At 68.7% G+C, this 11579-nt stretch carries 5 protein-coding genes; 3 read left to right on the top strand and 2 right to left on the bottom strand.

The features are described 5' to 3' along the window. Positions 1-418 precede the first annotated feature (418 nt). Positions 419-1258 (top strand): IS5 family transposase, encoded by an 840-nt coding sequence (locus AC1VWI_RS42200; RefSeq protein WP_499516361.1) that lies wholly within the window; start codon positions 419-421, stop codon positions 1256-1258. Between the two features lie 94 nt (positions 1259-1352). Next, positions 1353-1805 carry a hypothetical protein gene (locus AC1VWI_RS42195; protein ID WP_499516360.1) on the top strand — a complete coding sequence of 151 codons (453 nt, stop codon included), beginning with the start codon at positions 1353-1355 and terminating at the stop codon, positions 1803-1805. Positions 1806-1962: 157 nt separating this feature from the next. Here AC1VWI_RS42195 and AC1VWI_RS42190 read toward each other — a convergent pair whose 3' ends face one another. After that, positions 1963-2817: a bifunctional methylenetetrahydrofolate dehydrogenase/methenyltetrahydrofolate cyclohydrolase gene (locus AC1VWI_RS42190; protein WP_499516359.1), complete on the bottom strand. Its 855-nt coding sequence runs from the start codon at positions 2815-2817 to the stop codon at positions 1963-1965. A 712-nt stretch (positions 2818-3529) separates the two neighbouring features. On the opposite strand from AC1VWI_RS42190, the gene AC1VWI_RS42185 reads away from it, so the two are divergent. After that, a complete protein-coding gene (locus AC1VWI_RS42185; RefSeq protein WP_499516358.1) occupies positions 3530-6562 on the top strand; it encodes an AfsR/SARP family transcriptional regulator in 3033 nt (1010 codons plus the stop codon). Positions 6563-7030: 468 nt separating this feature from the next. Here the strand turns inward: AC1VWI_RS42185 and AC1VWI_RS42180 are convergent, their stop codons facing one another. Next, positions 7031-11098, bottom strand: a complete 4068-nt coding sequence (locus AC1VWI_RS42180; RefSeq protein WP_499517048.1) for a carboxypeptidase regulatory-like domain-containing protein — start codon at positions 11096-11098, stop codon at positions 7031-7033. Positions 11099-11579 lie beyond the last annotated feature (481 nt).

Raw genomic sequence — 11579 nt, 5'->3', positions numbered from 1 at the left:
ATTAACTCCCTGGCGGCGATGCTCGAGCCCGCTACCGGGATCACCACAGGGAACTGCCGCACTGGTCGAAGACCATCTCGAGATCACCGGAGCCCCCGGTGGAGACCGATCAGAGCCGAGGCAGTCCCGGAACCCCGCGCCTCAGGTGAGGCGACACCCGGCGACTCGCGGCCCGATCACCACAAAACCGCTCATGAGTGGGCATTTAGAGATGCTCTATGCCGGTAAGTAACTTTCACGGCTGCCAGACTTAGGGTTTTTATCCCATACGTACACCATCGCGCCCGTCGATCTGCGAAATTGCCTGCCGGTTTGCTCCGGCTCTCATGCACGAAGTCCGTCTGGTTTGAAGATCGGGCAGAAACGCCCAGCAGTAGCGGAACGGAACCGTCCGCCACATCCATGATCACGCTACGGCGTGAGCCAGCGGAAGCCGTACCCCAGCGACCTGTCCGACGCCCGATGGGCCTTAATCGAGCCGACGTTGACGGCCTGGAGAAAGGCTCGGCTCGACCGAAGGCCCACCGGGCAGCCGGCCAAGGTCGACCTGCGCGACGTATTCAACGCACTCCTCTACATCAACCGCACCGGAATCCCCTGGAAATACCTCCCGCACGACTTCCCCAACCACGGCAGCGTCTACGCCTACTACGCCGCCTGGCGCGATGAGGGAATCCTCGCCCAGCTCAACTACGACCTGACCGGTCTGGCCCGCGTGAAGGAAGGGCGCAAGCCCGAACCGACCGCTTCCGTGATCGACACCCAGAGCGTGAAGACCTCCACCAACGTGCCCCTGACCAGCCAGGGAACCGACGCGGCCAAAAAGATCGTCGGCCGGAAACGGGGCATCCTCACCGACACGATCGGACTCATCCTCGCCGTCACGGTCACCGCCGCGAGCCTGTCCGAGAACGCCGTCGGAATCCAGCTCCTCGACCAGGCCAAGAAGACCTACCCGACCATCTCCAAGAGCTGGGTCGACACCGGCTTCAAGAACGCCGTTATCGAGCACGGCGCCAGCCTCGGAATCGACGTCGAAGTCGTCAACAGAAACCCGCGAGTTCGCGGCTTTCACGTTGTCAAAAGGCGCTGGGTGGTCGAACGAAGTATTGGTTGGATCATGCTGCACCGGCGCCTCGCCCGAGACTACGAGACCCTGCCCGCCAGCTCCGAGGCCATGATCCACGTCGCCTCGATCGACAACCTCACCAAGCGCATAACGGACGAGACGACACCCACCTGGCGAGGAACTTACTAGTAGATAAAGGGCAATCCACCTAGATCAAACGCCCTCTGAGAGCTACACACCCGATCGCGATCGACCCTCCGAGCCCGACGTCCAGGAGAACCTCATGACCGAAGCCGTGTCCCCGTCAACGGCCGGCGCGTCCCCAGCCGGGTCCTTCAGTTCGGGGTTCCTGCACGACTGGATCGGCCGCCGGGCGACGTTCGTCCTCTTCGCGGTCAGCGGCGTGGTGTGCATCGTGGCGTACACCCAGATTCCGCAGGGAGCCAACGGCCTCCTCCTGGTGCTGGGCGTTCCGCTGGGAACCGCGGCGTGCGGATCGCTGGCCGGTACGGGCGTGTTCTTCAGCGAGCTGTTCCCCAGTCCGGTGCGCGGCACGGGTGTCGGGGTCGTCCACAACTTCGGTCGAGGGGTCGCCGCCTTCTTCCCTTCCATCGTGGGCGCTCTCTCCTCGGTGTTCGGGTTGAAGGCGGCCATGGGTGTAGGAGCCCTCGGGTACGTCCTGGTGATCGTCGGGGTGGTGGCCCTCCCGGAAACCCGGGGTCGGCAGATCGCGTAGGCCCGACAGTCCGGCATCGAGCCGAGGAGGAGGAACGGTCACCTGTGCGGCATCCCAGGAGTCGGGCGGGATGCCGCACAGGTGAGCACGCCTGCAGGCCCCACGGTCCACTGAGGATCAGCGGGTACGGGTGACCCTCTGCCGGGCGCGGGCGTCCTCAGTCGGCGCTGCGCTCGGCCGCCTCGACCACGTTGACGAGGAGTTGCGCGCGGGTCATCGGACCCACGCCGCCCGGATTGGGGGAGATCCAGCCGGCGACCTCGGCGACACCGGGGTGGACGTCGCCGAGGATCTTGCCCTCGGCGGTGCGGGAGACGCCGACGTCGAGCACAGCGGCGCCCGGCTTGACATCCTCGGACCGTATCAAGTGAGGTGAGCCGGCGGCCGCGATGATGATGTCGGCCCGCTTGAGATGTGCGGAGAGGTCTCGGGTGCCGGTGTGGCACTGGGTCACGGTGGCGTTCTCGCTGTGCCGGGTGAGCAGCAGCGGCATCGGACGGCCGATGGTCACTCCGCGGCCGACGATCACCACCTCGGCGCCTTTGATCTGCACGCCGTAGCGGCGGAGCAGCGTCAGGATGCCATTGGGGGTGCAGGGCAGCGGGGCGGGCTCGTTCAGGACCAGGCGGCCCAGGTTCATCGGGTGCAGGCCGTCCGCGTCCTTGCCGGGGTCCATCATCTCGAGGATGGCGTTCTCGTCGATGCCCTTCGGCAGGGGCAGTTGAACGATGTAACCGGTGCAGGCCGGGTCCTCGTTCAGCGCACGTACGACTGCCTCGATCTCCTCCTGGGTCGCCGTACCGTGCAGCTCGCGCTGGATAGAGGCGAGGCCGACCTGAGCACAGTCCCGGTGCTTGCCGGCGACGTACTTCTGGCTGCCTGGGTCGTCCCCGATCAGGATGGTGCCGAGGCCGGGCGTGATGCCCTTCTCTCCGAGTGCCGCCACGCGGGCGGTCAGATCGGACTTGATCTCAGCTGCGATGGCCTTGCCATCGAGAATCCGGGAGGTCATCGTCTCTGATCCGCGCTCGGACGGCTGTGCCCACCGTGGACAGCGTTCCGCACGTGCGGCAGTGCCTGGCGGGCGATGGCGGCCATCCTGTCGTCGCAACTGACCATCAGGGCATCGACCGGGGCCACACAGGTGAACCGCCGGGCCGGCTGTTCCCTGCCGGTGTGGCTGCGCCGTCGCGCGATAAGCGCCGGCCGTCCGTCAAGTCGCATATCTGGAGTCATTTGCACTTCCCCACTGGGTCACGGCGTGCATATCGTTCCCGTAAGCATCCGTCGCCGCCGACCATGCAGCAAGGACGATTGACGGCTCGGCTTTCCCCAGCGAAATTCGCTTAACGGTCGACAAACGAGCGCTGGTGCCTCGCGGCTTCTGACCGCAGATGACCACTTCAGGGAATAGGCCACTCACAAGGCGCGCTGTGACGGCTTCGACGAAACGAGCCAAAGTCACGCATCGGCTCGAAACGGCGCCGTAGAAGAAGCCGACGGGCCCTCAGGGAAACAAGCCCAGGCACCGTAAGCCCAGTCAGGAGACGCCGCTTGACGGGATGGAGCCACCATCCCCGTTAATGGCTGCGAAACCGAGCTTGACCCAGGTACATCGCGCTACCGAATATTGACGGCGTGGGGTCGTCCGGCTCTGCCCGGCAGCAGCGATGACCGACCCGACGAGGGTGCATGTGTTGTGACTCTGAGTGAGGCGGGCCACGATGGACGACGATCCCAGTTGTGGGGCGGGCAACCGGCCGATGGTGATCCGGCGAAAGCTCGCGGCACCCGAGCCCGGTGACGGCATCGTCCCGCGGGACCGGCTGACCGGGTGCATCCGATCCCTCATCGACCGGCATCCCGTGGTCACGGTGTGCGCGACCGCCGGTGGTGGCAAGACCACGGCCGTCGCCTCGGCGCTACGCGATCTCGACCGCCCCGTCGCCTGGCTGTCGCTCGATGGAACGGAGCAGGCTCCCGGCCGGTTGCTGGTGTACCTCGAAGCCGCGGTCGAGCAGTACGTCCCGGCCGCCGCCCGCGTCGCCTCCGACGCCCTGCGGAGCGGGATCCAGATCGGCGAGGCCGCGGGGCTGCTGGCGGAGAGCCTGCAGGGCAGCCACCTGGTGCTGGTGTGCGACAACGTCGAGCGGATCACCGCCGACGAGGGATCGTTCGTCGTGTTGTCGGCGCTGGCCAGGTACCTGCCCGGCGACGTCACCCTGGTGCTGATATCGCGTACCAGCGTTCCGCTGGACATCGGCTCGATCAGCGACATGGCTCGGGTCGGAGAACTGGGTGAGAGGGACCTCGCGTTCGACGCCGGCGAGGTGGCGGCGGCCCTACGGCTGATCGGCCACTCCGACGCCGACGTCCAGGGCATCGTCAAGATGACGGGGGGATGGGTGGCGGGAGTGCTGTTCGAGGGCTGGCGGACCGCGGAGGTGACCAGTGACAAGTCCGACGCCCTGCGCGGCTACCTGTCGGCCAACATCCTCCGCACCCTCTCCGCGGCCGAGCGCACCTTCTTGCTGCACACCAGTCCGCTGGCGGAGATCTCGGTCGCCGACGCGGTGGCACTGGGCCAGACCGACGCGGTCCGGCTGATGGCCTGCCTGCGGGTCAAGCGGCTGCCCGTCGCGTGGTCCCAGGACGGCAGCCGGCTGACCCCTCATCCCCAGTTCCGCGAGTTCCTGGCAGACGAACTGGCCAGGACGGAGGATCCGGACACCGTACGCCACCTGCACCGTCGGCACGCGGACCTGCTGGTGCAGCGCGGAGAGCTGGAGGAGGCCGTCGATGCGCTCCTGCAACTGGGTGAGACCGAGGACGCGTGGCGGCAGGCCGCAGTCGCCCTCCCCGACCTCGTAGGCCGGATGGACTTCGCACTGGCGGCCCGTTGGCTGGACGCGCTGAACGCCTCCAGCAGAACGCCCACACCCGAAGTCGGCACCATGGTCCTGCGTGTGTCCTTCGCCCTCGAACACTGCGGACGTGGCAACGAACTACTCGACCGGCACGGCCAGGACTGGTTGCCGTCACCCGGCTCACCGCATTTCGATGAAGCACTGCTACTGGCGACGTGGTGCCTGTGGCACTCCGGCCGACTTGCCGAGGCACGCGCGCTGGCCGACAGGCTGCCCGCCGGCCGTTCCCGAGAGGCCGCCGAGAACCTGCTGGCGTTGGCCGACGGCACCGCGCCGCCTTTCCCCGACTACACGCCGACCCCCTCCGGCACGGCCGACGGGATGCTCATGCGGATCGGATACGTACGAGGCCGCCTGAGCGGACTCGACCGGCCCGCCGCCCTGGATCCGTGGCGGACCGTGCTCGGCGCGCCGTGGGTCATCGCCGGACTGCGGGCGACCGGTCGCCTGCACGAGGCCATGGAGATGTACGAGGTACGCCGCGATTCATGGCAGCCACCTTGGCTGCACGCGTTCGACGCTGTCGACCTCATGATTGATCTCGGCCGGGGCGACGAGGCGAGCGCCGCCCTGGAACGAGGACACCGGCTGATCGCCGAGACGGGCTCCCGGGTCTACCGGGTCTACGGACTGCTGAACGAGGCCAAACTGTGCCTACGACTCCACCAGGACACCGAGGCGGCCGACCGTGCGCTCGCCGAGGCGGAGGCGTGCGGAGCGGCTGACTACGCGTTCAGCCGCGAGCTGTGCCTACTGTGGCGTGGTCTGTCCCTCCTTCTGCGGAACCGCAACGCCGAGGCACGCGAAGCGCTGGAGGCGTGCGTCGAAGGAATGCGGCGCGGCGACCGGCGTCTCGAGCTCGCCACTGCGGCAGCCTATTTGGCCGAGACTTATTGGCGTCTCGGTGAAGAGGACGCATCCGACGCCGCCGCCGAACTCGCGCTGGCGGAGTCCGCGGCGCAGGGATCACAGCATCTGCTGCTCAGCGCGCTGACCGACGTGCCTGCTGTGGCAGCCAGGGAAGCGGACGCCTCTCCGACCCGGATGTCGCGCTGGCACGAGCTCACCTCCGCGCTGTCCAGACAGGAGACACTGCGGGTGACCGCCAGGGCCCCACGTCTGCTGCTGGAGGAGTTCGGCGAACCCGTTCTCATCGTCGACGGGCAGCAGTCGGCGCTGCGGCTGAGCAAGAGCATAGAGTTGCTCAGTTACCTGCTCAGCGCGCGACGCGCAGTGTCCAAGCAGGAGGTTCTGGACGCGCTGTTCGACAACCAAAGCAAAGCCGCCGGACGCAACTACCTGCGCCAGGTTGTCTATCGGCTCCGCGAAGTACTCCCCGAGGACCTCGTCCCACAACAGGACGGGAACCAGCTCTACCTCGCATACCCTGACCTGGTCTGCGGCACGGCGCAGGTCGTGCTGGACGCACTGGCCCAGGCAGACCACCAGGACGGAGAGATCCGCCTGCGCACCATGACCGAGGCGTTCGCCCACGCCGACCGGGGACCGTACCTGTCGACGCTGACCAGCGGATGGGCGGAGCAACGCCGGTCCGAGATCAGCGACAGGGTCACCAGCGGCCGTATCGAAGCGGCCAGACTGGCCCTCCGGCTCAGCAGGTACCGAGAGGCCCGGCAGTTGGTGGACGATGTACTCAAGGTCAACCCGTACCGTGAGCAGGCCTGGCAGCTGTCGATCTCTCTGGCGCACGCAAGCGGTAGCGACGACGCCGTGCTGACGCTGTATCAGCGGTACTCGGCGGCGATGCGCGAGTTCGGTGTCGCCCCGTCCGCGGAGATGCGCCGGCTCGTCAAGCATCTGCGGCAGTGAGCCGCCGGTCCGGGAGGATCAACGCATTTAGCAGCCAGCCGGGCCTCGGCCAAGTCGCTTCCTCGAAGCCCCGCTCCGCCGGTGCGCGGCTCGAACACCGCCGCCGCGTCCGAGGACACCGAGCGGCGACCGGCGCGGTCGGCGGGCGGTGAGAGGGCTGAAGGCTGCGGTGGAAGACCGCGTTGAACGCCTTCGGCATCACCTTCGACGGCCGGATCTCAGCGGCCCGCCGGTAACCCGACCACCCTGGTTCCACCGTTCAATCGACCCGCGACCGGACCACCATCCTCTCGGCCGGCCTGACCGGCACCATCGGCTGACCCACCACACGGCCACGGCGCACCCCCGTTCGGGGGTGCGCCGTGGCCGCGGACGTCCATCTCCCGCGGCCGGCTCGGCGTTCACGTCCGCGGTGCGCCGACGGCCCGTTGCACGGGCCGTCGGCGCCGTCCCCGGCGCTTTTCCCGGTTACTTGCGCTTGAGGGTGAAGTTGGCGGTGACCGTCGCTCCCTTCTTCAGCTTCACCGTCGTGACGGTCGGCTGGTAGCCGTCCTTGGCGACGATGACGGTGAGCGGGTTGTTGCGGACGTCGAGCCACAGTCCGTACGTGCCGTCGGCGGACGTGGTGAGCGTGTAGGACGAGGCCCAGCTGTCGATCTGCACGGTCGCGCCGGCCAGGGGTGCGGTGCCGCCGGTGGCCTTGTTGCCCAGGACGAGACCGGTGATCTTCCCCCAGGTCTTGGGCGGGTCGACGTGCAGGCTGACCGGGATGCGCGGCACCGCATACGGCGTGTCGGTGCCCACGCTCAGGCCGGCGGTGAGGTCACCGGGCTGGGTCACGGAGGGAGCCGTGGCGTCCAGCGAGACGGTGACGGTCGTGCTGGCCCCGGGCTGCAGGGTGAGCTCCTGGACGCTGGTGCTCAGCCAGTCGACGTCGCTCGCCCCGCCCTGGTCGTAGCCGGGCAGCAGCTCGACCTTGCTGATCGGCCTGCCGGGGGCGTTGCCGCCGCCGACCTTGTAGAAGCCGGGTGCGCCGCCGCCGCGGTAGGTGGCGACGTTGGCGTTGGGCAGGGCGGCCCAGGTGCCGGACCTCGGGTCGAAGGCCTGGCTCCGGTTGGTGAGGGCGTTGTTGCCGATTCCGCCGACCAGCAGCAGGCGCCCGTTGGCCGCGGAGTAGTGGGTACCCCACTGCGGGGCCGGGACGTCCGCGAGCTGCGACCAGCTGTCGGCGCCCGGGTCGTAGGCGTAGGTGTGGATGACGTCGTTCTCGCTGGCGCCCAGACCACCGGCGCAGTAGATCTGGCCGTCGATGGCGCCGCACGCCTCCCACGAGATGGGCTCGGGGTAGGCCGCGATCTGGGACCAGCTGTCGGTGCCCGCGTCGTAGACGCTCGCGTCCGTGGTGCCGCAGGAGTCGGAGGTGCATCCGCCGATCATGTAGAGCTTGCCGTCCAGGACGGCGGTGCCGGAGCCGGCGTACGGCTTGGGCGCGGACGCGCCGGTGGTCCAGCTGTCCGAGGCGGGGTCGTAGATCTCGAGTTTGGCGTCCGGGGTGCCGGTCGGGCCCCAGCCGCCGACGGCGTAGAGCTTGCCGTCGATGAACCCGTGGGCGGGGTCCTCACGGGTGTCGGACGCGCTCGCCAGCTTGGTCCAGCTGCCGGCGACCGGGTCGAGGACGTACAGGTCCTTGACGTCGGTCGATCCGTTGTACCCGAAGGCCGAGTAGACCTTGCCGTCCAGGGTGTCGACCGCGTTGTCCATGAGGGCGGTCGGCAGGTCCGGGGCGGTCTGCCAGGTGTCGTCGGCAGGGGTCGCCGCGGCGGGCTTGGCCGTGTCGGCCGGTGCCCGGGCGTTGCTGGACAGCGGGTTGAAGTTGCCCTTGACGTTCTGCAGCGCGGCGCCCTTGGCCTGTTGGGTGAAGCCGCCGGCCTGTTCGCCGAGCTTGACCGTGGCGGCGGCGCCGCCGGTGTTCCTGACGGTCAGCTTCTGCGTCTTGGCCCCGCCCCAGGCGACGGAGGCGGAGACGGAGGCCGGGGTGATGGCGACCTGACCGGCCTTGAGCTTGAAGTTCGCCTGGACGGCGCTGTCGGCCCCGGCCTTGGCGGTCTTGGTCAGCGAGGTGTACTTCGCCTTGGCCGCGGTGTAGGGGTGGCTGCCGAAGGCGGACGAGACGAACGAGTAGTAACCGTCGGGGAGGTTCGGGTCGTCGGGGGTGGCCCCGGTGGTGGTCTTCTCGGTGGGCTTGTCCTGGCTGGTGACGGTGGCACCGACGATGCCGCCACCGGTGTTGGCGTCGGTCACGGTGCCCACGACCAGGCCGGCGGGGACGGGGGTGAGCTGCCGGTTGCCGATGAAAACGTTGTCGACGGCCCACCACCAGCCGAAGCTCCCGGTGAAGTGGAAGCGCAGCTGCACCTCGGACTTGCCCGCGAAGTCGGACAGCGAGGCCTCGATGTGGTCGCCGGTGACGTCCGAGCCGGGCGACCAGATCTTGGCCCAGGTCTTGCCGCCGTCCGCGGTCGCCTCGACGGCCGCGGACTGGCCGCCGTACTGCTTGTACTCGGTGTCGAAGGCGACCTCGGGGTCGTTCTTGCCGGTGAAGTCGTAGACCGGGCTGATCAGCGAGGTGTCCTGGGTGACGCCGCCGCCGAAGTGGTCGCTGTCGATGACGGCGAACGCGCCGTCACCGCCGGTGTGGTTGCCGCGGTCGCCCGGGTCGTCGAACTGCCAGCCGCCCGTGGTGTCCTTGGCTTTGTCCACCGTCCAGTCGGCGGGCGGGGCGTCGGTGGCGTCGAACGGTTCGGTGGTGCCGGTCACGTCGACCCGGTATCCGGGCGGGTTCGCCGTCCAGGAGTCGACCGGGACCGCGATGCCCACCGTCTGCGCCGAGTCGCCGACGGTGATCGTCTTGCTGACGGTCTTGTAGCCGGGCGTCGCCGAAGCGACGTGCAGGGTGTAGGAGTGCCCCTGGGGCAGGTCCAGGCTGTACGCACCGGTCGCGGGATCGGTCCACACCATGCCGGGGACGCCGTCCGCGGTGATCTTGGCGTAGAGCGGCCAGCCGTGGCCGGAGCCGTCGGTGACCTTGCCGGCGACCGTCTGGCTCGGCACCGGGGAGAGGCTGAAGTTCTTGGTGACCGTGGCGTCCTCGTCGACCACGATCCCGTCGGCCGAGCCGTCGGCGTAGCCGAACGCCTCGACGGAGACGTCGTAGGTGCCGGTGGGCACGGTCAGGGAGTAGGCGCCGGAGGCGTCGGTGTGGGCGATGCCGGTGCCCGCCGTGACGGTGGCACCGCTGACCGCCTTGCCGGTGGCGCTGTCGGTCACGGCTCCGGCGATCACACCGTGCGCGCCGGTACGGAACGCGTTCAGGCCGGCGGGCGTGCCGAGGCCCGTCGGGCCGTCGAAGCCGGTGGCTCCGTTGCACAGGTACGACGGGGAGCAACTGCCGTTGCTGCCGGTGGTGATGTCGTTGAGTCCGGTGCCGGCCTCGTACGGGTACGCGTTCGGGTACGAGCCGGCGACGGGGGTGCCGGCGGCGGCGTACACCGAGGCGATGATGGGCGACGAGACGCTGGTGCCGCCGTAGACCGCCCAGCCGTTGTGGCCGTAGGTCTGGTAGACCGCCACGTCCTCCGCGACGGCCGAGACGTCGGCGAGTGCGCGGTTGTCGCAGCCGGTGTCGTGCTGGAAGGCGGGCTTGGGCTCGTACAGCGAGCAGCCGGAACCGGCCAGGCTCCAGGCGTCCTCGGTCCATCCGCGGGGGGTGGACGGCGCGCGGGTCAGTGTGGTGCCGCCGACCGCGGTCACGTACTGCGAGGCGGCCGGGTAGCTCACGCCGTAGCCGTAGTCGCCGGTGGACGCGGTGATCGCGACGCCGGGGTGGTTGTAGTGGGCGTCCAGGTCCGTGGTCTCGGACGGGTCCTCGCCGTTCCCGCCGCGGTAGTCGGTGCCGTAGGAGTTCGAGACGTACTTCGCACCGAGCGCGACCGCCTGGTCGACGGCGGCGGACAGGCTCTCGAAGCTGTTGTCGTCGGCCTCGACCAGCAGGATGTGCGCGTTGGGCGCGATCGCGGAGACCATGTCGACGTCGAGCGAGATCTCACCGGCCCAGCCGGGGTCCGGTACGGGGTAGTCGGTGCCGCCGCGCTGGTCGACCTTGCGGAAGCAGCCGTTGTCCGTGGTGCAGGCCGGCAGCCCGAACTGCGCCCGGTAGACGGCGAGGTCCGCTTCGGCGGTCGGGTCGTCGAAGGCGTCCACGATGGCGACGGTCTGTCCGGCGCCCCCGTCGGCGGGCAGGTCGTAGGCGCTCTGCAGATCGGCGGCACCGTAGCCGGCCGGGGTGTCGGCCGCCCGCAGCAGGCCCTTGACCGGCTTCACATCGGTGCGGCGCAGGGCGAAGCAGCTGAAGTGGCCGGGCTTGGCATCGTCACAGGTGGGTTCGAAGGAGGGGCGGCCGTCGGAGGCCGAGGTGGCGGACTTCGCGCCTGCGGCCCCTGTGGCTAATGCCGGTGCTTGTACTCCGAGCACCGCCATGGCGGCGGCGCCGAGGACGGCCAGTCCTCTGGTCACCGTCCGGCGGAGGGGGTTGGTGGTTCTCGCTGGTCTGCGCAACGTGACTCCCATGCGTGCGTGCAGGGATAGAGCCGTGTACGGCTCCCGGGCGACGGCGAACGTCCGAGCGTTCACCGGAGCCCATTAGCGAGTTCCGCTCTGTTCATGTCAACAAGGAAGAATCGGCACCGATGGTGACCGAACGTCATCGCACGAATGCTGCACGTGCACGCCAGCCCCGATTGTTGGGCGTTTTGGAGGGGAATTGGTGTTGTAGCGTGTTCGCTGAGTGAACGCTGGGCTTCTGTTACTCGTGAGTGGTCACTGCACGTATCGAGGGCGTGAATACGACACGCGACGGAAAGCCGCCAGCACCCCGGAGGGTCGATCAAGGTTCCCGGACGGCATTTACGCTGGTCAGCAGCCCATTCACTGACAACTCACCGGCGCGATAGGTTCGTCC

The sequence above is a fragment of the Streptomyces sp. TOM-9 genome (assembly GCF_056858595.1).
Note: the sequence above shows the minus strand (reverse complement) of the source record. Positions and strands in the feature narration are given on the sequence as shown.

Coding starts and splice junctions, on each gene's coding strand:
- AC1VWI_RS42180 (WP_499517048.1), bottom strand. CDS start 11,098: ATGGCGGTGCTCGGAGTACAAGCACCGGCATTAGCCACAGGGGCCGCA.
- AC1VWI_RS42185 (WP_499516358.1), top strand. CDS start 3,530: ATGGACGACGATCCCAGTTGTGGGGCGGGCAACCGGCCGATGGTGATC.
- AC1VWI_RS42190 (WP_499516359.1), bottom strand. CDS start 2,817: ATGACCTCCCGGATTCTCGATGGCAAGGCCATCGCAGCTGAGATCAAG.
- AC1VWI_RS42195 (WP_499516360.1), top strand. CDS start 1,353: ATGACCGAAGCCGTGTCCCCGTCAACGGCCGGCGCGTCCCCAGCCGGG.